Annotated in this window: 21 protein-coding genes and 2 tRNA genes; 8 read left to right on the forward strand and 15 right to left on the reverse strand. The window is 72.5% G+C overall.

What is annotated here, in order from left to right:
* Window positions 1-25 precede the first annotated feature (25 nt).
* From AB0K17_RS00955 to AB0K17_RS00975, 5 genes are all read right to left on the reverse strand, one after another.
* Window positions 26-1,441, reverse strand: coding sequence for an HD-GYP domain-containing protein (locus AB0K17_RS00955; RefSeq protein WP_365981684.1), 1,416 nt, complete (start codon window positions 1,439-1,441; stop codon window positions 26-28).
* A gap of 234 nt (window positions 1,442-1,675) precedes the next feature.
* Window positions 1,676-2,005: a mycothiol system anti-sigma-R factor gene (gene rsrA, locus AB0K17_RS00960; protein ID WP_365965312.1), complete on the reverse strand. Its 330-nt coding sequence runs from the start codon at window positions 2,003-2,005 to the stop codon at window positions 1,676-1,678.
* Window positions 2,002-2,850, reverse strand: a complete 849-nt coding sequence (locus tag AB0K17_RS00965; protein WP_344438162.1) for a sigma-70 family RNA polymerase sigma factor — start codon at window positions 2,848-2,850, stop codon at window positions 2,002-2,004. Before AB0K17_RS00965 ends, rsrA begins: the two co-directional genes overlap by 4 nt.
* 147 nt (window positions 2,851-2,997) lie before the next feature.
* A complete protein-coding gene (locus AB0K17_RS00970; RefSeq protein ID WP_365981685.1) occupies window positions 2,998-3,639 on the reverse strand; it encodes an alpha/beta family hydrolase in 642 nt (213 codons plus the stop codon).
* A gap of 115 nt (window positions 3,640-3,754) precedes the next feature.
* Window positions 3,755-4,579 (reverse strand): SOS response-associated peptidase, encoded by an 825-nt coding sequence (locus tag AB0K17_RS00975; RefSeq protein WP_365981686.1) that lies wholly within the window; start codon window positions 4,577-4,579, stop codon window positions 3,755-3,757.
* Window positions 4,580-4,620: 41 nt separating this feature from the next.
* On the opposite strand from AB0K17_RS00975, the gene AB0K17_RS00980 reads away from it, so the two are divergent.
* From AB0K17_RS00980 to AB0K17_RS00995, 4 genes are all read left to right on the forward strand, one after another.
* Entirely contained in the window at window positions 4,621-5,337 is a 717-nt protein-coding gene (locus AB0K17_RS00980) for a M50 family metallopeptidase (RefSeq protein ID WP_365981687.1), read from the forward strand.
* A gap of 84 nt (window positions 5,338-5,421) precedes the next feature.
* Complete coding sequence (gene aroA, locus AB0K17_RS00985) at window positions 5,422-6,768, forward strand: 3-phosphoshikimate 1-carboxyvinyltransferase (protein WP_365981688.1); 1,347 nt, start codon at window positions 5,422-5,424, stop codon at window positions 6,766-6,768.
* Between the two features lie 17 nt (window positions 6,769-6,785).
* On the forward strand, window positions 6,786-7,793 hold the full coding sequence (gene rsgA / locus AB0K17_RS00990) for a ribosome small subunit-dependent GTPase A (RefSeq protein ID WP_365965317.1): 1,008 nt from the start codon (window positions 6,786-6,788) through the stop codon (window positions 7,791-7,793).
* Window positions 7,794-7,889: 96 nt separating this feature from the next.
* Entirely contained in the window at window positions 7,890-8,213 is a 324-nt protein-coding gene (locus AB0K17_RS00995; protein ID WP_344438169.1) for a multidrug efflux SMR transporter, read from the forward strand.
* A 4-nt stretch (window positions 8,214-8,217) separates the two neighbouring features.
* Here AB0K17_RS00995 and AB0K17_RS01000 read toward each other — a convergent pair whose 3' ends face one another.
* Window positions 8,218-8,868, reverse strand: a complete 651-nt coding sequence (locus tag AB0K17_RS01000) for a helix-turn-helix domain-containing protein (protein WP_365965318.1) — start codon at window positions 8,866-8,868, stop codon at window positions 8,218-8,220.
* A gap of 137 nt (window positions 8,869-9,005) precedes the next feature.
* On the opposite strand from AB0K17_RS01000, the gene hisN reads away from it, so the two are divergent.
* Together hisN and AB0K17_RS01010 are read left to right on the forward strand one after the other, a co-directional pair.
* Window positions 9,006-9,809 carry a histidinol-phosphatase gene (gene hisN, locus AB0K17_RS01005; RefSeq protein WP_365965319.1) on the forward strand — a complete coding sequence of 268 codons (804 nt, stop codon included), beginning with the start codon at window positions 9,006-9,008 and terminating at the stop codon, window positions 9,807-9,809.
* Window positions 9,810-9,949: 140 nt separating this feature from the next.
* Window positions 9,950-10,357 carry a CBS domain-containing protein gene (locus AB0K17_RS01010; protein ID WP_365965320.1) on the forward strand — a complete coding sequence of 136 codons (408 nt, stop codon included), beginning with the start codon at window positions 9,950-9,952 and terminating at the stop codon, window positions 10,355-10,357.
* A 121-nt stretch (window positions 10,358-10,478) separates the two neighbouring features.
* Here AB0K17_RS01010 and AB0K17_RS01015 read toward each other — a convergent pair whose 3' ends face one another.
* A complete protein-coding gene (locus tag AB0K17_RS01015) occupies window positions 10,479-11,948 on the reverse strand; it encodes a catalase (RefSeq protein WP_365965321.1) in 1,470 nt (489 codons plus the stop codon).
* A 193-nt stretch (window positions 11,949-12,141) separates the two neighbouring features.
* On the opposite strand from AB0K17_RS01015, the gene AB0K17_RS01020 reads away from it, so the two are divergent.
* Window positions 12,142-12,558 carry a Fur family transcriptional regulator gene (locus tag AB0K17_RS01020; protein ID WP_365965322.1) on the forward strand — a complete coding sequence of 139 codons (417 nt, stop codon included), beginning with the start codon at window positions 12,142-12,144 and terminating at the stop codon, window positions 12,556-12,558.
* 114 nt (window positions 12,559-12,672) lie between these two features.
* On the opposite strand, the gene AB0K17_RS01025 is transcribed toward AB0K17_RS01020, so the two are convergent.
* The 4 genes from AB0K17_RS01025 to AB0K17_RS01040 form a co-directional block, all read right to left on the reverse strand.
* Window positions 12,673-12,746, reverse strand: a tRNA-Met gene (locus AB0K17_RS01025).
* A 57-nt stretch (window positions 12,747-12,803) separates the two neighbouring features.
* Window positions 12,804-14,843 (reverse strand): tetratricopeptide repeat protein, encoded by a 2,040-nt coding sequence (locus AB0K17_RS01030; RefSeq protein ID WP_365965323.1) that lies wholly within the window; start codon window positions 14,841-14,843, stop codon window positions 12,804-12,806.
* A 270-nt stretch (window positions 14,844-15,113) separates the two neighbouring features.
* Window positions 15,114-15,187, reverse strand: a tRNA-Met gene (locus tag AB0K17_RS01035).
* 46 nt (window positions 15,188-15,233) lie between these two features.
* Window positions 15,234-18,116 (reverse strand): UPF0182 family protein, encoded by a 2,883-nt coding sequence (locus tag AB0K17_RS01040; protein WP_365965361.1) that lies wholly within the window; start codon window positions 18,114-18,116, stop codon window positions 15,234-15,236.
* 145 nt (window positions 18,117-18,261) lie between these two features.
* Here AB0K17_RS01040 and AB0K17_RS01045 point away from each other — a divergent pair, with 145 nt between their 5' ends.
* Window positions 18,262-18,849, forward strand: coding sequence for a PPA1309 family protein (locus AB0K17_RS01045; RefSeq protein ID WP_365965324.1), 588 nt, complete (start codon window positions 18,262-18,264; stop codon window positions 18,847-18,849).
* Window positions 18,850-18,866: 17 nt separating this feature from the next.
* Here AB0K17_RS01045 and AB0K17_RS01050 read toward each other — a convergent pair whose 3' ends face one another.
* The 4 genes from AB0K17_RS01050 to AB0K17_RS01065 all read right to left on the reverse strand — a co-directional run bounded on the left by AB0K17_RS01050 (window position 18,867) and on the right by AB0K17_RS01065 (window position 22,098).
* The gene (locus AB0K17_RS01050; RefSeq protein WP_365965325.1) at window positions 18,867-19,964 is read right to left on the reverse strand and encodes a PDZ domain-containing protein; all 1,098 of its coding nucleotides are present in this window, start codon (window positions 19,962-19,964) and stop codon (window positions 18,867-18,869) included.
* A gap of 101 nt (window positions 19,965-20,065) precedes the next feature.
* Window positions 20,066-20,239 (reverse strand): hypothetical protein, encoded by a 174-nt coding sequence (locus tag AB0K17_RS01055; protein WP_344438190.1) that lies wholly within the window; start codon window positions 20,237-20,239, stop codon window positions 20,066-20,068.
* A gap of 141 nt (window positions 20,240-20,380) precedes the next feature.
* On the reverse strand, window positions 20,381-20,839 hold the full coding sequence (locus tag AB0K17_RS01060) for a molybdenum cofactor biosynthesis protein MoaE (protein ID WP_365981689.1): 459 nt from the start codon (window positions 20,837-20,839) through the stop codon (window positions 20,381-20,383).
* A gap of 89 nt (window positions 20,840-20,928) precedes the next feature.
* Window positions 20,929-22,098 carry an SDR family oxidoreductase gene (locus AB0K17_RS01065; RefSeq protein WP_365965327.1) on the reverse strand — a complete coding sequence of 390 codons (1,170 nt, stop codon included), beginning with the start codon at window positions 22,096-22,098 and terminating at the stop codon, window positions 20,929-20,931.
* Window positions 22,099-22,114 lie beyond the last annotated feature (16 nt).

The raw sequence follows: 22,114 nt of genomic DNA on the forward strand, positions 1-22,114 counted from the left end.
CTGGGGGCGGCCGGCGGGGGCCGGGTCATCGGGGGCCGCCGGCGGAGGGGGCCGGCCCGGGGGCGGCGGTGATCTCGGCGCTGATCTCGGTACCGATGTCGGCAGTGATCTCGGCGGGAATCTCGACCGGGACGTCGGCCGGGATCTCGGCGGTGATCTCGGCGGTGATCGAACGCTGATCAACAGGGACGTTTCGGCGTACCGGAACCGGGCTTCCGGTACGCCATCCGTGCCGGTCCAGGGCCCGGCACAGGGCGGCGACCATGCGCGGGTCGAAGTGCGAGCCGGCGCAGCGGCGCAGCTCGGCGAGGGCGGCCGGGACCGGTCGGGCCCTGCTGTAGCTGCGGGTCGAGGTCATCGCGTCGAAGGCGTCGGCGACGGAGACCACCCGGGCGGCCTCGGGGATCTGGTGGCCCTTCAGGCCGTGCGGGTAGCCGGTGCCGTCCAAGCGCTCGTGGTGGTGCAGGATCGCGGCGCGGGCCTCGTCGAGGAAGCCGATGCCGCGCACCATCTCGTGCCCGTACTCGGGGTGCAGTTCGATGACCCGGCGCTCCTCGGGGGTCAGCGGGCCGTCCTTGCGCAGCACCCGGGTGGGCACGCCCAGCTTGCCGATGTCGTGCAGGGTGCCGGCGAAGCGTAGGGACTCCAGGCGGGCGCCGGTGAAGCCCAGTTCGCGGGCGATCAGGACGGCGGCGCGGCCCACGCGCTCGCTGTGGCCGCGGGTGTAGCGGTCCTTGAGGTCGACGGCCTGCACCAGGGCGCGCACGGTGGCCCGGTGGGCGGCGCGCTCGCGGTGGCAGCGGTCGAGGACCCAGGAGGACAGGGCCATGGGCAGCAGCACCAGCAGGGCGGCCGGGGGCCCGTAGGGGCTGTGCCACAGCACGGCCATGAGCAGCGCCGTCGGCCCGTACAGCAGCGCCGGCAGCAGGGCCTCGGGCAGCGGGGTGCGCCAGGCGGTGCGCGGGGAGCGGCCCTCGGCGGTGACGAGGGCGCCGCCGTCGAGGGCGGCGACCACGGCGGCCAGGACGAGGGCGGCGGCCAGGGCCGGCAGCAGGGCGGCGGGGAAGCCGGGGGCTGTGACCAGGCGGGGGCCGGCGAGCCCGTAGGCGAAGGAGGCGGCGCCGGTGGCGAGCGCGTACTGGGCGGCGTGCCACAGCCGGCGTACGCGCGCCGGGGGCCGGACGTCCCGGGCGGCCAGCGCACCGGGCACCGCGACCAGGCCCGCGGCCTGGGGCGGCAGCAGGAAGGCGCCGGCGAGCAGCAGGGGCAGGGCCAGCCTGCAGCGCGGCAGGAGTTCGCAGGCGGCGCCGGCGGCGGCCAGCAGGACGACCGAGGACCAGGGAACGGCGGACGGATCGCGTACGGCGGGCGCGGCGCACAGCGCGGCGGCGAGCACGGCACACGCGATGTACGCGCGGGCCGCCGCCGGAAGTGGCCCCATGGCGCGTCCTCCCCGACCGTCGGCGTGGCGTCTGGACGGTGAGAATAGGCTCCGCGGAGCCCTCGCAGCCGCCCTGAGGGTATTGCGCCGTCCGTTCGGGTGACGTTCCCGGGTGCGGTGTTTTGGATCAGTGCCGGCGGCGGACGATGGCGCCCGGCGGCGGCGTCCGCTCGGTCCCGCCGGCGGTTCAGTCCTGCCGGCCGGCGGCGGCGTCCGCTCGGTCCCGCCGGCGGTTCAGTCCTGCCGGCCGGCGGCCTCGGCCGCCTCCGCGCGGGCCTCGGCGACCACGTCGCGCTCGGGCAGGGAGGCACCCGAGCGGATCAGCTCGATGCGCCCCATGACCTTGGAGCGGAGGTCGGCCGGCACGTCGTCGTGGCCGCAGCAGCGCTTGACGAGCTTCTTGACCGCCTGCTCCAGGCCGTACTTCTCCAGGCAGGGCGAGCACTCGTCGATGTGCACCTCGAACTTGGCGCACTCGCCGGCGGGCATCTCGTGGTCGAGGAATTCGTAGAGGTGGTCGAGGACTTCAGAGCAGTCCGTCTCGTGCGGGTCTCCGCAGCTCATGAGTCCGACCCTTTCCGGTTGTGCGACTCGTCGGAACCGTTCGGCGCGGAACCGGCCCCCGCCGGCACCAGGCCGCGCTCGCGGGCGTAGTCCTCCAGCAGCCCGCGCAGCTGCCGGCGACCGCGGTGCAGCCGGGACATCACCGTGCCGATGGGGGTACCCATGATGTCCGCGATCTCCTTGTAGGCAAACCCCTCGACGTCCGCGAGGTAGACCGCGATGCGGAACTCCTCGGGAATGGCCTGGAGGGCCTCCTTGACATCGGAGTCGGGCAGGTGGTCGAGCGCCTGGGACTCCGCCGAGCGCAGTCCGGTCGACATGTGCGACTCGGCGCGGGCCAGCTGCCAGTCCTCGATCTCCTCGGACGCGCTGCGCAGCGGCTCGCGCTGCTTCTTGCGGTACGAGTTGATGAAGGTGTTGGTCAGGATGCGGTACAGCCACGCCTTGAGGTTGGTGCCGTCACGGAACTGGTGGAACGACGCGTACGCCTTGGCATACGTCTCCTGCACGAGGTCCTCGGCGTCGGCGGCGTTCCTCGTCATACGCAGCGCGGCGGAGTACATCTGGTCGAGGTAGGTCAGCGCGTCGCGCTCGAAACGGGCATTGCGCTCCGCATCGGTCTCGGCGCCGCGTCCGCTCGCGGTGTTCTCCGCGTCGGTCCCAGTGACCGGACCCACCTCCTCCTCCAATGCCATGGCGGCGCCCGCACCGGACCCGCTCGAATCGGAGAATAGACGACGATCCGGCGCGCCCGCCGCTCCAGCCGCAGCCGGCTGGGCCACCCTCAGCACCGCCCAGTCCAGGTCGGCCGTCTGCGGGCGGGACGGGCATGCGATCGAACCCATGCTGGCGAGCTCCCATTCCTTCGTCTTGCCGGTTGCAGCACTGCGTACGCGTGTCAGACGCAACAACAGCACCGGCCCGTGGATCATTCCCGGCGGTACGGTTTCGTTTCCGGGGACCCGCTGGTCAGCGGTGGGAGGCCGGGAGCCTCAGATCGCCCTGAGCCACAACCCGACCGCGCGGACGATTGCCGCCAGCGCCTCCTCCTGGGTGATGTCCGCCTTCTTCGGCACCGCGAAGCCGTGGTCGCCCCAGGGCACCTCGACGGGCTCGGTGCCCGCGGGGAACTCCTCGGGGCGCCCGAACGGGTCGCGGGCGCCCTGCACCACGAGCACGGGCACGCCCGCGCCGGTCAGCTCCTCGGCGCGGGAGCTCTCGGGCCGGCCCGGCGGGTGCAGGGGGAAGCTCAGGGCGAGCACGGCGGCGGCGCCCAGCTCCCCGGCGGTACGGCAGGCGACGCGTGCCCCGGCGCTGCGGCCGCCGGCCACGACGGGCAGCCCGGGGGCGGTGAGGGCGGGCCACACCGCGCGCCACGCCGCGTCGAGTGTCCTCGGCGCGGGCGCCACGCGCTTGCCGGCCACCCGCCAGGGCTGCTCGACCAGGGCCACGGTCACCCCTTCGCCGGGCAGCGTGCTCGCGAGCGCCTGCAGGTCGCGCGCCTCCACCCCGCCGCCGGCGCCGTGCCCGAGGGCGAGCACGAGGCGGGCCGCGGGGGCCGGGTGCCAGTGGATGCGGGCCTCGCCCACGGGGGTCTCGACGTCCTGCACGGTCACTGCGATCTTCGTGGTCACGTGTCCATCCTGCCCCGCCGTCCGGTCGGAACAGCTTCACCGGTCGGAACAGCGTCGCCGGTCGGAACAGTGTCGTCGGTGAGAACAGCGTCGCCGGTGAGAACAGCGTCGCCGGTCAGAACAGCGTCGCCTCCTCCGGGGCCGGCAGCTCCGTCAGCAGCTCCGGCCCGTTGTTGCGCACGTCGCTGACGGCCGTGGCGACCGGGTGGGCCCGCAGCAGCCCGGCGGGCGGCGGCTCCAGGAGTCCGCGCAGGGCCTCGACGTCGGTGTTCGCCGGGTCCAGCCAGGCCGACCACCGGTCGGGGGTGAGCAGGAGCGGCATGCGGGGGTGGATCTCGGCGAGCGAGCGGGGCCCGGGCTCCTTCGCGGCCCCGGTGGCGGCGAAGGGTTCGCTGTGCGCTTCGGTGGTGATCACCGAGCAGGTCGCCCACCACGCCTGGGGGTGGTCCGGCGGCAGGGTGGGGTCGCGCCAGAACTCGTACAGCCCGGCCATCGCCATCACCGAGCCGTCGACGGGCGTGACGAAGTACGGCTGCTTGCGGGTGCGCTTGCGGCGGCCCTGTTCCTCCAGCTCCCGCTCCTGGGCGCCGGTGACCCACTCGTAGTAGCCGTCGGCGGGCAGCAGGCAGCGCCGGGAGGCGAAGGCGCTGCGGAAGGAGGGCTTCTCGTGCACGGTCTCGGCCCGGGCGTTGATCATCCGGGCGGCGCCCTCCGGGTTCCTGGCCCAGGACGGCACCAGGCCCCAGCGCAGCGCTCTGAGCTGCCGAACCGGACGCCGGTCCGCGGCGTCTTTCAAGGGACGCTCGAGCACCACGTGGACGCTCTTCGTCGGCGCCACGTTCCAGTCCGGAGCGAGCGTCTCCTCCGGTTCCCACTTCTCCACCTCGAAGAGCCCGGCAAGGTCCTCCGGCCGCCGGCTCGCCGCATATCGACCGCACATGAGTGCCACACTGCCACGACGACGCAAGGAGCGGCCCAGAAATGGACAGCAGTACCAGTGCCACCGGCCTGTGGAGCCGCGTCGTCGGCACCCAGCCGCACCCGTCCCTCTGGCTGGTTCTCGTCACCGGGCTCATAGCCCTCGCCGCTGTCGTGCCCTTCCGCGTCTGGCGCATCACCCGTAACGCCGTCACCATCGCCCACGAGGGCGGTCACGCCCTGGTGGCCGTGCTCAGCGGGCGGCGCCTGGACGGCATCCGGCTGCACTCCGACACCTCCGGGCTGACCGTCTCCCGCGGCCGGCCGACCGGCCTCGGCATGGTCCTCACCGCGGCCGCCGGCTACCCCGCCCCCTCGCTGCTGGGCCTGGCCGGCGCCTGGCTGCTGGCCGCCGGGCACATCACCGCCCTGCTGTGGGGCGCGACCGCCCTGCTGGCCGCCGTGCTCGTGATGATCCGCAACGCCTACGGGGCCCTGACGGTGGTGCTGGCCGGGGCGTCCTTCGTCCTGGTCTCCTGGCTGACCGGGCCCCCGGTGCAGGCGGCGTTCGCGTACGGGGTGGTGTGGTTCCTGCTGCTCGGCGGGGTGCGGCCGGCCTTCGAGCTGCAGCGCAAGCGGCGGCACGGCGGCGCCGCCGACTCCGACGCCGACCAGCTCGCCCGGCTGACCAATGTGCCGGCCGTGGTGTGGCTCGCGATGTTCCACCTCGTCGCCCTGTGCGCCCTGACGGGAGGCGGACGCTGGCTGCTCGGCCTGTGAGACCGATGAGGTCCGTGACGGGCGCATGACCGGCCCGTGACCGCCGGGGCCGAACCCCACGCGGAACGTCAGTAAGGTAAAGGCATGACCGAGAGCCCCGCGCACCCCGACCTCTGGCCCGCTCCCCTTGCGACCGGGGCCGTCGACGCCACCGTCACCGTGCCCGGCTCGAAGTCGGTCACCAACCGCGCCCTGGTGCTGGCCGCCCTCGCCGCCGAGCCCGGCTGGCTGCGCCGCCCGCTGCGCTCCCGCGACACCGTCCTGATGGCCGACGCGCTGCGCGCCATGGGCGTGGGCATCGAGGAGGGGGTGGGCCCCGACGGCACCGGCGAGGCCTGGCGGGTCATCCCGGCCCAGCTGCACGGCCCGGCCACCGTCGACGTCGGCAACGCCGGCACCGTGATGCGCTTCCTGCCGCCGGTCGCCGCGCTCGCCGACGGGCCGGTGCACTTCGACGGCGATCCCCGCAGCTACGAGCGCCCCCTGCACGGCGTGATCGACGCGCTGCGCGCCCTGGGCGCGCGCATCGACGACAACGAACGCGGTGCCCTGCCGCTGACCGTGCACGGCGCCGGCGCCCTGGACGGCGGCCCGGTGGAGGTCGACGCCTCCTCGTCCTCGCAGTTCGTCAGCGCCCTGCTGCTGTCGGGCCCGCGTTTCAACCAGGGCGTCGAGGTCCGCCACACCGGCCCCACCCTGCCGTCGCTGCCGCACATCCGCATGACCGTGGAGATGCTGCGCGCGGCCGGCGCCCAGGTCGACACCCCCGAATCCGGGGGCGAGCCGAACGTCTGGCGGGTCTCCCCCAGCGCCCTGCTCGGCCGCGACCTGGTCATCGAGCCCGACCTGTCGAACGCGGCGCCGTTCCTGGCCGCCGCCCTGATCACCGGCGGCCGGGTCACCGTCACCGACTGGCCCGAGCGCACCACCCAGCCGGGCGACGCGCTGCGCGAGATCTTCACCGCCATGGGCGGCCGCTGCGAGCTGACCGAGGCGGGCCTGACCTTCACCGGAACGGGCCGGATCACCGGCATCGACGCCGACCTGCACGAGGTCGGCGAGCTCACCCCGGTGATCGCGGCGGTCGCGGCGCTGGCGGACTCCGAGTCCGTCCTGCGCGGCATCGCCCACCTGCGCCTGCACGAGACCGACCGGCTGGCCGCGCTGGCCAAGGAGATCAACGAGCTCGGCGGCGACGTCACCGAGACCGAGGACGGGCTGCACATCCGGCCCCGTCCCCTGCACGGCGGTGTCTTCCACACCTACGAGGACCACCGGCTGGCCACCGCGGCGGCCGTGCTCGGCCTCGTCGTGGACGGCGTCCGGGTGGAGAACGTCGCCACCACCGCCAAGACCCTGCCCGACTTCCCGGGGCTGTGGACCGGGATGCTCGGTTCCGTCGCGGGGGCGACGGCGGCGCCGAGAAGCTGAAGAGACCTGGAAGCACCATGCGCCGCTACGGCAAGCACACCGACGAGGACGACGTCCGCGTACGCCCCAACCGCAAGGGCAACCGCCCCCGCACCAACATCCGCCCCAAACACGAGGACGCCGCCGAGGGCTTCGTCCTCACCATCGACCGCGGCCGGCTGACCGTCCTCGTCGAGGACCGCACCGTCATGGCGATGAAGGCGCGCGAACTGGGCCGCAAGGGCGTCGTCGTGGGCGACCGCGTGGCGGTCGTCGGCGACCTCAGCGGCGCCAAGGACACCCTCGCCCGGATCGTGCGGGTCGAGGAGCGCAGCTCGGTGCTGCGCCGCACGGCCGACGACGACGACCCGTTCGAGCGGGTGGTCGTCGCCAACGCCGACCAGCTGGCCATCGTCACCGCACTCGCCGATCCCGAGCCGCGGCCCCGCCTGATCGACCGCTGCCTGGTGGCCGCCTACGACGCGGGGCTGGAGCCGCTGCTGGTGCTGACCAAGTCGGACCTGGCGCCGGCCGAGAAGCTCATGGAGTCCTACGGCTCCCTGGGTGTGCCGTACGTGGTCACCAACCGCGAGGAGCTGGCGAACGGGGACGCGGCCGACCGCGTCCGCGAGCGGCTGACGGGTCGTCTGACCGCCTTCGTCGGGCACTCCGGCGTCGGCAAGACGACGCTGGTCAACGCCCTGGTGCCGGACCGTCAGCGGGCCACCGGCCACGTCAACAAGGTCACCGGCCGGGGCCGGCACACCACCACCTCGGCGCTGGCCCTGCCGCTGCCGGACGACTCGGGCTGGGTCATCGACACCCCCGGCGTCCGCTCGTTCGGGCTGCACCACGTCGACCCGGCCCGCGTCATCCATGCCTTCCCCGACCTGGAGCCGGGCGCGGAGAACTGCCCGCGCGCCTGCAGCCACGACGAGCCGGACTGCGCGCTGGACGAGTGGGTGGCGGACGGGCACGCCGACCCGCAGCGGCTGTACTCCCTGCGCCGGCTGCTGGCAACGCGGGAGCGGCGCGAAGGCGACTGATCGCCTACGTTTGCGAGTGACCGCCACTGGCAAGGGCATGCAAGGGCGCGCCCGCACCGGGACCGCGCGGCGGTCCGCGGAACGGGAGGCACACAGATGGCGTGGCTGCTGGTCGTCGTCGCCGGGTTGCTGGAGACCGGCTTCGCCGTCTGTCTGAAGCTCTCGCACGGCTTCACCCGCCTGTGGCCCACGATCGCCTTCGCCTGCTTCGCCCTCGGCAGCTTCGGGCTGCTCACGCTCTCCCTGCGCAAGCTCGACGTGGGGCCGGCGTACGCCGTGTGGACGGGCATCGGCGCGGCCGGTACGGCCATCTACGGCATGGTCTTCCTCGGCGACCTGGTCTCCACGCTGAAGATCGTCTCCATCAGCCTGGTGATCGTCGGGGTCATCGGGCTGCAGCTGTCCGGCTCCTCGCACTGAGCGTCTAGGAACCGTTGGTCGCGAGCAGTGCCCGGACCAGCCGGGCGACCTCTCCGGCGGCCTCGTCGTCCGAGGCGGCGGGGGCGACGACGTAGGACAAAATCAGCCGGACGGCGGCCTCGCAGGCCCGGCACAGGGCGCATTCGCCGGCCTCCGGGAGCTCCTCGGGGTGCTGCGGCGGGCCGCCGAGGGCGGTCACCGCGCTGCCGCGGATCCGCTCGGCGAGCGCGGCGGGCGTGGGCGGGGCACCGCGGAAGGGCCGCGCGTCGCGCGGTGTGCGCGGCCCCGGTAAGGGGGGTGCGGCGGCGGGTGGCAGGCGGTCGCCACGGCAGCCGGTCAGGGCGGCGCGTACGAACGGGTTGCCGCGGGCCGCGCGCAGCGTCCACAGGGCCGCGGCGGCCAGGGCGTCGCCGGCGTCGGTGCCGGCGCGGGCCGCGGCGTCGGTCAGGGTGCGCTCGACGCCGGTGAGGAAGGCCTCCGCCTCGCGGCGCACCAGGGCGCGGGCGAGCCCGTCCTTGCTGCCGAACTCGTTGTAGAGGGTCTGGCGGGACACGCCGGCGGCGGCCGCGACGTCCACCATCCGGACCCCGTGCCAGGGCCGGGCGGCGAGTGCCGTGAAGGCCGCGTCCAGCAAGAGCTCTCGTGCCGCGGGCATCGTCGCCTCCTCGGCCGTGGGGCCGCACGACGGTTGGGGCAGCCCACAGAATTGACGCGGCGCCAGAGGGTGTCAAGAGGCCCGGCCGGCCGCGCCGCGCACGCGCCCCCGCCCCGGCCGCAGGTAGTGTGCGTTACATGTCCGACTACCACGATGATCTGCGTCTGGCCCACGTCCTGGCGGACGCCGCCGACGCGGCCACCATGGACCGGTTCAAGGCCCTCGACCTGAAGGTCGACACCAAACCGGACATGACACCGGTGAGCGAGGCGGACAAGGCCGCCGAGGAGCTGATCCGAGGCCAGCTGCAGCGTGCCCGCCCGCGGGACGCCGTGCTGGGCGAGGAGTTCGGCAGCGAGGGCGCGGGCCCGCGGCGCTGGGTGATCGACCCGATCGACGGCACCAAGAACTATGTGCGCGGGGTGCCGGTCTGGGCCACGCTGATCTCCCTGATGGTGATGGAGCAGGGCGGCTACCAGCCGGTGGTCGGTCTGGTCTCGGCGCCGGCACTCGGGCGGCGCTGGTGGGCGGCGAAGGGATCGGGCGCCTTCACCGGGCGCAGCCTGACGTCCGCCAGCCGGCTGCAGGTCTCGCGGGTGGAGCGGATCGACGACGCGTCGTTCGCGTACTCGTCGCTGTCCGGGTGGGAGGAGCGCGGCATGCTGCCGGGCTTCCTGAACCTCACGCGGGACTGCTGGCGCACGCGCGGCTACGGCGACTTCTGGCCCTACATGATGGTCGCCGAGGGCTCGGTGGACCTGTGTGCGGAGCCGGAGCTGTCCCTGTGGGACATGGCGGCGAACGTCGTCATCGTGGAGGAGGCCGGCGGCCGCTTCACCGGCCTGGACGGGCGCCCGGGGCCGCACAGCGGCAACGCGGCGGCCTCGAACGGATTGCTGCACGACGAACTGCTCAACTATTTGCGACCGCCGGGTTCTTAAACCCATCATATGGTCGTAAAAATCTGGCAAAATTCAGCCTTCTGAAGACCTTGTCCGCCCTCCCGGGGCGTGTGACGATGACGGCCACAGGCTTGTGAACATGTGAAGCCCTCGCTCCCTCCAGGAGGTGGCTTGCAACCATGCTCGTCCGCGACGCCATGAGCACGGTGGTCCTGACCATAGGGCCCGCCCACACCCTCCGGCAGGCGGCCCGGCTGATGTCCGCCCGCAGGGTGGGCGCCGCCGTCGTCCTCGACCCCGACACCAGCGGCCTCGGCATCCTCACCGAGCGGGACATCCTCAACGCGCTCGGGGCGGGGCACGACCCCGACCACGAGACGGCCCACGGACACACCACCACCGACGTGGTCTTCGCAGCCCCCGACTGGACGCTGGAGGAGGCCGCGGCCGCGATGTCGCGCGGCGAGTTCCGGCACCTGATCGTCCTCGACCGGCACGAGGCCGTGGGCGTGGTCTCGGTCCGCGACATCATCCGCTGCTGGCTTCCCCTGCGCGGCCGTACCCAGGCGCCGGCGGTCACCGCCTGAGGCGCCACGGAAGGCAGGCCGAAGGGGAAGCAAAGGGAAAGCGAAGGAAAAAGGCCGAAGAGGCCGGAGCCCCATGGCGTCCGGCCTCTTCGGTTTCTTACGGCAAGCGTCCAGTGGTTGTTCAGCCGCGCAGGGCCTGGACCGCGGCCTCCAACCGCTTGCCGTAGTCGGGGTCCGCCTGGCGGAAGTTGTTGATCGCCCGCTCGATGATGTCGTCGCGCGACACCTTGGCGATGAAGCCGGCGAGGTTGGCGATCAGGCGCTCCTTCTCGTCCTCGGACATCAGGCGGTAGAGGTTGCCGGCCTGGACGAAGTCGTTGTCCTCGGAGTGCGAGGGAGCGGCGAGGTTGCCGGTGGCGCCGGTGACGGCGACCGGCTGCCACAGCGGGCGGTCGGTCTGGGCCGGCCCGCCGAAGCTGTTGGGCTCGTAGTTCTTCGCGCCCTTGTGCCGGCCGTCGTACATCAGGCCGTCACGGCCGTAGGTGCGTGCCTCGGTCGCGTGCGGGCGGTTGACCGGCAGGTGGTCGGCGTTGACGCCGACGCGGTAGCGGTGGGCGTCGCCGTAGGCGAAGAGGCGGCCCTGGAGCATCTTGTCCGGGGAGGGGCCGATGCCCGGCACGAAGTGGGCGGGGGTGAAGATCGACTGCTCGACCTCGGCGAAGATGTTCTCCGGGTTGCGGTTGAGCTCCAGCTTGCCGATCTCGATCGGCGGGTAGTCCTCGTGCGGCCAGACCTTGGTGAGGTCGAACGGGTTGAAGCGGTAGGTGGCCGCCTCGTCCGCCGGCATGATCTGCACCTGCACGGTCCAGGTCGGGAACTCGCCGCGCTCGATGGCCTCGCGCAGGTCGCGCTGGTGGCTGTCGGGGTCCTCGCCGGCGAGCTTGTTGGCCTCGTCCTGGGTGAGGTTCTCGATGCCCTGGTCGGTCTTGAAGTGGTACTTCACCCAGAAGGCCTCGCCGGCCTCGTTGTTCCACTGGAAGGTGTGCGAGCCGTAGCCGTTCATGTGGCGGTACGAGGCGGGGATGCCGCGGTCGCCGAACAGCCAGGTCACCTGGTGGGTGGACTCCGGCGAGTGACCCCAGAAGTCCCAGACGTTGTCCGCCTCCTGCGAGCCGGTGTACGGGTCGCGCTTCTGGGTGTGGATGAAGTCGGGGAACTTGATGGCGTCCTTGATGAAGAACACCGGGGTGTTGTTGCCGACGAGGTCGTAGTTGCCCTCTTCGGTGTAGAACTTCAGCGCGAAGCCGCGGGGGTCGCGCACCGCGTCGGCCGCCCCGAGGTTGCCGGCGACGGTGGAGAAGCGCAGGAAGACCTCGGTCTGCTTGCCGACCTCGGAGAGGAACTTCGCCCGCGTCCAGCGCGTGACGTCGGCGGTCACGGTGAAGGTGCCGTAGGCCCCGGCGCCGCGGGCGTGCACCACACGCTCCGGGATCCGCTCGCGGTTGAAGTGCGCGAGCTTCTCCAGCAGCAGCTGGTCCTGGATGAGCATGGGGCCGCCGAGACCCGCCGTCTCGCTGTTCTGGTTGTCCGCGACCGGAGCACCGGACTCCGTGGTCAGCGGGCCCGTCGTCGTCTCGCCCTGCACCGACACCTACGCCTCCGTCGTCTCATCGTCTCTGTCGGCCCCGCCGGGATCCGGGGGTGGGACCCCCTTGGCCTGAGCCGAGATCGATCCTACATTGGACTATGTCTAAGTCAAGATGCTTCCCACATAAAAACGGGATCCAGGGGTGGACAGGCGCCGCTGCTACGCTTGGTCCTATCTGACTGATAGGTGAAATGGCATGAGTGACCTGCTGGAAAGGCTCCGGGGACGCGGCTGGCGGCTGACCGCGCAGCGACGCGTCGTCGCCGAAGTGCTCGACGGGGACCACGTGCACTACACCGCCGACGAAGTACACGCCAAGGCGGCCGAGCTGCTGCCGGAGATCTCGCGCGCGACGGTGTACAACACCCTGGGCGAGCTGGTCTCGCTGGGCGAGGTCCTCGAGGTGAGCACGGACGGCCGCGCGAAGCGCTACGACCCCAACGCCCACCACGCGCACCAGCACCTGGTGTGCTCGCGGTGCGGCACGATCCGCGACGTCCATCCCGCCGGCGACCTGCTGGCCGGGCTGCCCACCGCCGAGCGCTTCGGCTTCGAGGTGTCGGCGGTCGAGGTGACGTACCGCGGAATCTGCCCGTCCTGCGCGGGGCCCTGATCAAGGCGCCCGGGGGGGGCGACGGCATGACGGCGCCGAGGGCACGACGAGTACCGAGAGCATGAGGGCATGACAAAGGGCCCGGATCCTGGGATCCGGGCCCTTGGCCTTCAGTAGCGGGGACAGGATTTGAACCTGCGACCTCTGGGTTATGAGCCCAGCGAGCTACCGAGCTGCTCCACCCCGCGTCGTTAGACCCACCCTAACCCGTCCGTGTCTCCCGACGCAAACACGCCTGCCGGCGCTCAGGCGGACAGCTCCTGCTGCAGGGCGTCCCGCAGCCGCGCCGCGCGCTCGGCGACCTCCGCCGGGCCCAGCTCCACCGCCCGCGCGCACCACTGCCGGCCCGCCGAGAGGTCGCCGCGCCGGGCCGCGAGGAGGGCGAGGCGCAGGGCGGCCCGGCCGTGGCCGGCCTCCGCCGCCCGCGTCCACCACATCGCCGCCTCCGGCTCGCTGCCCTCGCGGGCCAGCAGCAGTCCCAGGTTGAAGGCGCCGTTGCGGCTGCCGGCCTCGGCGGCCTCCCGGTACCAGTGCGCGGCCCCGGCGGTGTCGCCCCGCTCGGCCACCAGCATCCCCAGGCGCACCTGGGCGCGCCGGTGGCCCTGGCGGGCGGCCCGCTCGTACCACTGCTCGCTCTCGCGGCTGCGCTCCTCGTCGCGGTCGAGCAGCGCGCCCAGCCGGAAGGCGGCCTCCGCGCTGCCGCCCTGCACGGCCACCCGCAGGTGGCGCTCGGCCTCCTCGGTACCGCCGGGCCCGCCGTCGCGCAGCACGGCCATGGCGACCTGCAGCGCGGCCTCGGTGTGGCCGGCCGCGGCGGCCCGCTCGTACCACTCCAGGGCCAGGTGCTCCTCGCCCCGGCCGGCGTAGAGGATGCCGAGGTTGAAGGCCGCGTCCACGCTGCCGGCCTCGGCCGCCTTGGAGAACCACGGCTCGGCCCCGGCGGCGTCGCCGCCCTGCATCAGCAGGACGGCCAGCGCGTTGGCGGCCTCGCGGTGTCCGGCGTAGGCGGCGCGGCGGTACCACTGCTCGGCCTGGGCGGTGCGGTCCTGCTCGGCGCACAGCAGCCCGAGGTTGTACGCGCCGTTGATGTCGCCGGCGTCGAGGGCCTCGCGGTACCAGCGCTCGGCCTGCTGGGACTCGCCGCGGTCGGCGTGCAGGGCGCCCAGGGCGTTGGCGGCGTTGCCGTCGCCCTCCTGGGCGGCGCGGCGCCACCACACGGCGGCGCTGTCGGTGTCGCCGGCGTCGCGCAGCAGGAAGCCCAGGGCGCAGGCGGCGCGCGGCTCCCCGTCCTTGGCGGAGGTCAGGTACCAGCGGGCGGCCTCCTGGGTCTCGCCCCGGCCCTCCAGCAGGGTGCCCAGGTGCAGGGCGGCGCGGCGGTGGCCGCGGGCCGCGGCCTGCCGGTACCACTGCTCGGCCTCGCCGGCCGGGCCGTCCTGGCGGCCGGCGGCCGCGGCACGCAGCTCGCGCACGGAGGTGTCACCGCCGCCGGCGGAGATCCGCCGGTTGCGGGTGGCCGGGCCGAGGGAGGCGGCCAGCCCCTCGCAGACGTCGTCGGCCGGGGGCCGCGGCGCGCGTCCGTCGAGTATCCGGGCGAGCCGGTAGGCGGCCTCGCGGTGGCCGCGCTCGGCAGCGGCACGGAACCAGCGCTCGGCGCCCACGTCGCTGCGGTGCTCCAGCAGGTCGGCCAGCGCGTACGCACCGAGGGCGTGCCCGGACTCGGCGGACTGCCGCAGCCAGTACTCGGCGGCGGGCTCGTCGCCGCGCTCGCGGTGGTAGCGGCCGAGGGCGTGGGCGGCCGCGGCGGAGCCGGCGACGGCGGCGACCCGCCACCAGCCGGCGGCCTCGTCGGCGTAGCCGCGCTGGTGCAGCAGGACGCCGAGGTTGTTGGCGGCGGAGCGGTCCCCGGCGGCGGTGGCGGCGCGCAGGTGGCGCTCGGCACCGTCGAGGTCGCCGCGGCGCAGCAACAGGGCGCCGAGCATGCTCAGCGACGCGGGGTCGCCGGACTCGGCGGCGCGGCGGCGGGCGGTCTCCAGCTCCAGGTCGGCCGCCTCGGTGGCGCAGGCCGTGTCCTGGGGATCCCGTGGCTCCTGTGGTGCGCGGGGTTCGGCCGCCGCCGGTGCGGCGTGGGCCGCCGCGGTCGCGGTGCGGTCCGGGGCCGTGGCCAGGGCGGTGCCGCCCAGGGCGTACGACGACGGGTCCTGCTCTGGCGTCTGGCTCCCGTTGCCGGGAGCCGCTACAAGCCGACGGGTGCTCAACAGCCTCGCCCTGTCCCCCATAAGTCCCATCGTCGCACTCCCGCAACCTGCGTACACCTGGAATACCGCAGCCAGTGAGGTCACTTCAGCGTTTTGTCGACTTCCCGACTTCCCGACACGGCGGTGCTCCAAACTCTAATCAAAACCCCCGCACACAACCCGCACAGTCCGCCGCGTGGCGGGCCGCGGGCTCCCGTGCGCCCCCGACGCCCGGGCGGGCGGGGGCCGACCGCGCCGAGCGACCCGGCCCGAGATGCGACAAGGCCCGGAGTTGCGAGAACTCCGGGCCTTGTCCTTCAGTAGCGGGGACAGGATTTGAACCTGCGACCTCTGGGTTATGAGCCCAGCGAGCTACCGAGCTGCTCCACCCCGCGCCGTTGTGGAACAACCGTACCACGGCGCGGGGCGGGGCCGCGTCGGTCAGCTGCCGGGCCTGGCACCACCGGCCGCGGCGGCCTGCTCGGCCTTGGCGAGCCGGTCGAGGGCGGCCTTGAGGTCCTCCTGGGCCTTGCCGTAGGCCCCCCAGTCCTTCTTGTCGAGCGCCTTCTGGCCGGCGTCGAAGGCGTCCTGCGCGGCCTTGACGGCTTCCTTGACCGAGGGATTGGCCGCCGGCGGCTGCGTGGTGCCGGGGGTGGGCGGCTGGGTGCCGGGCTTGGCACCCTTGACCTCGAACACGGCGTCGAGCGCGGTGGCGAGATCGTCCTCGAAGGCGGTCTTGTTGCCGTAGGTGACCAAAACCTTCTTCAGTCGCGGGAAGTTGGACCCCGCACCGCGCACATAGACCGGCTCGACGTACAGCAGACCGTCGTCCAGCGGCACGGTCAGCAGATTTCCGTACTCGATCTCGGAATCGCCGCGCTTCAGAATATTGATCTTATTGGCGATCTCGGGATCGCCGTTGAACTTGCTCTGCACCTGCTGCGGGCCCGACGTCGTCGTTTCCGACGGCAGTTTCAGAATGCGGATCTTCCCGTAATCGGCGCTGGTGGCATCGGCGTCCACCGCCATGAAGGCACCGAGATTCTCACGGCCCTTGGGGGTGAACGTCGTGGTCAGGGAGAACGACTGCGCCTGCTGACCGGGCATCCGCATGCTCAGGTAGAACGGCGGGACGGCATTGCCGGACTTGTTGGTCGGGTCGTCCGGCACCTCCCAGCGCTCGCTGCCCGTGTAGAAGGTGTCGGCCTTGGTGACGTGGTAGCGGGTCAGCAGCTCGCGCTGCACCTTGAACAGGTCCTGCGGGTAGCGCAGGTGGTCCAGCAGACCCTTGCTGATCTCGCTCTTGGCCTTCACCGTGCCGGGGAAGGCCTTCATCCAGGTCTTGAGCACCGGGTCCTTGGTGTCCCACTGGTAGAGCGTGACCGTGCCGTCGTAGGCGTCGACCGTGGCCTTGACCGAGTTGCGGATGTAGTTGACCTGGTTCTGCTGGGCGACGACGGCGCGCTGACCGGTGGTCAGCGAGTCGGCGGTGGTGTCACCGAGGGTCGTGCGCGAGGCGTACGGATATCCGTTGGTCGTGGTGTAGGCGTCCACGATCCACTGGATGCGCCCGTCGACGACCGCCGGATAGGCGTCGCCGTCGATCGTCAGCCACGGGGCGACGGCTTCGACGCGCTCCTTGGGCGTGCGGTTGTACAGAATCCGCGAACCGTCGCCGATGGCGCCCGAATACAGGATCTGCGGTTCGCCGAAGGCCACCGCGTACGCGGCCCGGTTGACCGGGTTGGACAGGCTCACCCCGCTCCGGCCCTGATAGCTGTAGCTCTTCTCGCCCTTGTCGCCGGAGTAGTCCAGCTCCTTCTGCGGGCCGCCGACGATCGAGTACTGGGTGGTCTTCTCGCCGTAATACACCCGCTGCTCGTACGTGCCGAGCTTGCCCTTGGTCGGCAGGTTGGACTCGGTGAAGTCCGGATCGCCCTCGCCGACGGCCGTGGTGCCCTTGGCGGTGATGGCGCCGTAGCCATGGGTGTACTTGAAGTGGTCGTTGATCCAGTTGCGCTCGGGAATGCCGTTGATGTTCAGCTCGCGCAGACCGATGACCGTGTCCTGCTCCTTGCCGTCGACCTTGTAGCGGTCGACGTCCAGCGTGGAGGGGAACTGGTAGTAACCCTTGACCTGCTGGAGCTGCTGGAAGGTGGGCGAGACGATGTTGGGGTCGAGCAGCCGGATGCTGGCGGTGGAGTCGGCGGCGTCGCGCAGCTTCTGCTTGTCCTTGCCCTGCAGGTCGCTGCGGCCCGCGTAGTCCTGCACCTCGGAGCCGTCGATGCCGTACGCCTCGCGGGTGGCCGCGATGTTCTTCTTGATGTACGGCGCTTCCTTGGCCTGCTCGTTCGGCTGCACCTGGAACTTCTGCACGATCGCCGGGTAGAGCCCGCCGATGAGCACCGCCGAGAGCACCATCAGGCCGAAGCCGATCACCGGCAGCTGCCAGGTGCGCCGCCACAGGGTGGCGAAGAACAGCACCGCACAGATCAGCGCAATGATGAACAGGATCGTCTTGGCCGGCAGATAGGCGTTGGCGTCCACGTACCGCAGACCCGTCCAGCCGTCGGTGGACTTCAGCCCGCTGGACTTCACCGCGAGCCCGTAGCGGTCCAGCCAGTAGGCGACGGCCTTGAGCGTGACGAAGACGCCCAGCAGCACGGACAGGTGGCCGGTGGCCGCCGCGGTGGCCCGGTGGCCGGGGCTGGTCAGCCGCAGCCCGCCGTACAGGTAGTGCACCAGGGCGGCGGCGATCAGCGACAGCACCGTCGCCGCGAAGCCGAAGCTCAGCAGGAAGCGGTACCAGGGCAGGTCGAAGGTGTAGAAGGAGATGTCCTTGTGGAACTGCGGGTCCCGCTGCCCGAAGGACACCCCGTTGATCCACTGCAGCCAGGTGCGCCACTGGCCGGCGGCCGAGGCCCCCGCGACCAGGCCGACGAGCGCGGTGACCGCCAGCAGCACCCACTTCTTGTACGGCGCGATGCCCATCCGGTAGCGGTCGAGGCTCTGCTGCTCCACCGACATCGCGCTCAGCGGCGGCCGCAGGCGGTGCGCGAGCCAGATGTTCAGGCCGACGGCCAGCGCCATCAGCAGGCCGAAGACGGCGAACAGGCCGATCTTCGTGCCGAGGGTGGTGGTGAAGACCGAGGAGTAGTCCACCGACCGGTACCACAGCCAGTCCGTCCAGAACCCGGCGAACATGACGAAGAGCAGGGCCAGACCGGCCAGCACGCCCAAGGTCATCAGCAGGGTCCGGACGCGCCGGGAGGGCCGGCCGACTCTGATCCGTGGCCCTGACGGGCCTCCGCCGCGGTCCGGCATCTGGAAAGCCAAGGTGCGCACCTCGAAGTTCGCTGTCGGTGGAGCTGGGATTGAAGGCCCCGGTGATAGTAGGACCCACTGTGGCAACTTACCGAGGCTTTACTCGGTTCCCGTTTTCGGCCTCTCTCAGGGCACGATATTGACCATGTCCAGCAATACCGGTTCGAACCTTCCCGGCTCCCAGGAGCCCGACGTCCCCATGGCGGCCAGCCCGCTGACCCGTGCCGTGCTCGAGATCGACGAGTACACCGCGGGTCTCGGCTGGGACCAGCCCGCACGGCTGTTCGCCCTGGTCGACACCGCCAGGCTGCGGGCCCAGGAGCCCGGCCTGGCCGCCCAGCTCGGCCTCGACTCCTCCGCGGCCTCCGCCGCCGTCTCCTACACCCCCGTCGAGCAGGAGGAGCTGCCGGCCGGCACCGCGCTCGACGAGTTCCTCGCCACGATCGCCTGGCCCGACGCGGTGGCGGGCTGCGCCCTGACCGTGGAGCGGCTGATGCTGCCGCCGTCGGCCGAGGCGTCCGTTCCGCACAACCTCAATGAGAAGCAGCTGGCCCAGTGGGTGGCCCGGCACCCCGACCGCCAGGAGGTGCGGATGACCGTCGCGGTGCTGCGCGACGGCGCCCGCGAGTCCGCGGTGCGGCTGCGCGAGAAGGACTCCGCCAAGGAGGTCCTCACCGGTGCCGACCTGGTGCCGGGCCTGGCCGACGCCCTCGCCGCCACCTTCGCGGACTGACGGGAGCCTTCTTCAGCTCAGCGGGCCTGGCCTGCCGTGCACTGCGGCAGGCCGGCCCGGTCCCCCTTGCGGATCTTCTCCAGGGACGCCAGCGCGTCCTTGATCGTGTCCACCTTGACCAGGGTCAGGCCCGAGGGGGTGTCCTTGGCGGCGGCCGCGCAGTTGTCCTTGGGCGTCAGGAAGTACTGGGCGCCCTTGGAGCGGGCGCCGACCGTCTTCATCTCCACGCCGCCGATCGGGCCGACCTTGCCGTCGTCGTCGATGGTGCCGGTGCCGGCGACGAACTTGCCGCCCGTGAGGTCCTCGGGCGTGAGCTTGTCGACTATCCCCAGCGCGAACATCAGGCCCGCGCTCGGGCCGCCCACGTCCGCCAGCTTGATGTTGATCGTGAACGGGAAGGTGTGGTCCGTCCCCGCCTGGATGCCGACGATCGCCCGGTTGTCGTCCGGCGCCTTGCCCGTGACCAGGGTGACGCTCTGCTCGCCCCTGGGCTCGCGCTTCTCCTTCTCGGCCGCGGCCGCCTCCTTGGCGGGCACGATCACGAAGGTCACCTTCTCGCCCGGCTTGTGCCGGGTGACCTGCTTGGCCACGTCGCCGGGCTGCTCGATGCGCGTACCGTCCACGGACCGGATGACGTCACCGGCGTGCAGCGTGCCCTCGGCCGGGCTGCCCTTGACCACCGAGGAGACGATCACGCGCGTGCCGACGGGGATGTCCAGCTGTTTCAGAGCCGCGACCTTGGCGCTCTCCTGCGACTGGCTGAACTCCTCCGCCGTCTCCTGGTTCAGCTCGTCCGGCGACTTGTCGTCCGGGTAGAGCGTGCTGTGCGGCACGACCAGGTTGTCGTGGGCCAGCCAGCCGTAGACGGCCTCCACCAGGTTCATCCGGTACTGCGAGCCGGTCACGCGGACCGTGGTCATGTTGAGGTGGCCACTGGTGGGGTACGTCTTGTGCCCGGAGATCTGCAGGACGGGCTCGCCCCCGTGCTCGCCGAGAGTGTTGACCGTCGGGCCCGGGGACATCTCCGCGTAGGGCACGGGGATCAGCACGCCTGCGCAGAGCAGCGCGATCAGCATCAGGAGGGACGCGAGCATCGTCGCGGTGCGGCGGGGCATGGAACGACAGTACGGGACGGGTCCGGCAGTCCACTGCTGGGGCGGTCCGTACGGGGCAGGTGGGCCTCCGGGTGCGGAAATCGCCCGGTGCCGGCCCGCTGCTAGCCCGCCGAGCCGGATCCGGACTCGGTCCGCTCCATCGCCTCCCGGAACTTTGCATAACCGGCCAGTTCCGCGACATCGCCGGTCTTGCGGTTCCGGGCTGCCCAGCTTCCCCACAGGGCGGCGGCAAGGGCCGCCACCACCGGAATCAGCAACCAAGCGAGCGCCGCCATGCCGGCCTCCGACCCCTCACGCAATCGCAACTGAAGTGATGAGCAGATTAGTCATCTTCGGTCTCAACGCTTACGTCGGGGGCCCGGTTACGCAACCAGGCAGGGCCCGTTCGTGGGCGACTTTGACACAGATCCAGCCGTTCAGGCCCCTACCCACTCGTCCGTGCCGTCGCTGAACCGCTGGTGCTTCCAGATCGGCACGTTCGCCTTGAGGTCGTCGATCAGCTGCCGGCACGCGGCGAACGCCTCCCCCCGGTGCGCGCACGACACGGCCACCACGACCGCCAGGTCGCCCACGGCCAGCTCGCCCACCCGGTGCACGGCGGCCAGAGCCCGTACGGGGAAGTCCCCCGCCACCTTCTCGGCCACCTTGCGCAGCTCGGCCTCGGCGGTGGGGTGGGCGGAGTAGCCGAGGGCGGCGACGTCCGCGCCGCCGTCGTGGTCCCGCACGGTGCCCACGAACAGCGCGGTGCCGCCGGCCGCGGGATCGCCCACGGCCGCGAAGACCTCGTCCAGGGACAGCGGGGTCTCCCGCACCGCGAGCAGTCGTATGGGGTCGTCGGCGGCGAGCTCGCCGGGATGGTGGGGGGTAGGCGCCATGGCGCCCATCGTACGAATCCCCCGCTCCCCCGTTCCCCTTGCGCACCCCTGGAGCCGGTCCGGAGCCGGCCCAGGGCCCCGGAGCCGGTCTAGAGCCGGCGGCGGGCCTTGCGGGCCCGGCGGACCAGTGCGGCGGTGCCGAGCAGGGCCACGGTCGCACCCGCGGCGCCCGCGGCGGTGGCGTCCTTGCGGCCCAGGCGGCGGCCCGCGACCGTGCGCCGGCCCGAAACCTCCTCCAGGAGCTCCGCGAGGACCTCCTCGTTGGTCCAGCGGGGCCGCCAGCCCGCGTCGTGCAGCCGGTGGCCGCTGACCACCCAGGGGTGCATCGTGTACTCCAGGTCGCCCGCCGGGGAGGGGGTCAGGCCCAGGCGGTGCAGCCGGGAGGCGGCGCCCAGGGCGACGGCCGAGGGCAGCTCCATGCGCCGGATGCCGCTGAGCTCCTCGACCTCCTCCTGCTCCAGCCAGCCGTCGCAGCCGACGGCCAGCTCGCCCTCGGCCTTCTCCAGGGCGGCGAACTCCAGGGCGCTCACCAGGTCCTCGACGTGGCAGAACTGCCAGGCGGGCCGGGAGCCGGCGACGACCAGCAGGCGGGGCGACTCGAAGTAGCGGGTCAGGGCGGTGTCCGTGCCGCCGACCAGGACGGCGGGCCGCAGCACCGTGACGTTCAGGCCGGGGTGCGCCCGGGGCGCACGCCTGGCCAGCCGCTCTATCTCCAGCAGGTCCCCCACGCCGGTCGCCTCGGCGGTGGCCCGCAGCTCGGCGTCCTCCGACAGCGGCACGTCGTTGTCGGGGCGGGCGCCGTAGACCATGGCGGAGGTGCACAGCACCACGCGGTGCACGCCGGCCGCCGCGGCGGCGGTGAGCACGGTCTGGGTGCCGCGCACGTTGTAGGCGGTGCGGGCGGCCGGGTCGCCCTCCAGGTCGAGGTCGAGCGCGAGGTGGACGACCACGTCGGCGCCGCGCAGCCGCTCGGCGATCGCCGGGTCGCGCACGTCCAGCACGTGCCACTGCGCCTCGGTGACGTCGCCGCGGCGCTCGTCGATGGCGATCAGGTGCTTGATCTCCTCGGACGCGGCCAGGCGGCGCGTGAGCAGGGCGCCGACGCCGCGGGCGGCGCCGGTGACCGCGACCACCGGGCGGCGGCCGTCGCGGCCCGGGCCGGGCGCGGGCACGCCGGACGTGCGCAGCGCGTCGTCGGGCGCGGAACCGTTTCGCGCTGCGCGAACTTCTCGGTCGGCTTCTCGGTCGGGGGAACTCACCGGGCGTCTCCAGCGG

The sequence above is a fragment of the Streptomyces sp. NPDC049585 genome (assembly GCF_040675615.1).
Taxonomy (GTDB): domain Bacteria; phylum Actinomycetota; class Actinomycetes; order Streptomycetales; family Streptomycetaceae; genus Streptomyces; species Streptomyces luteosporeus.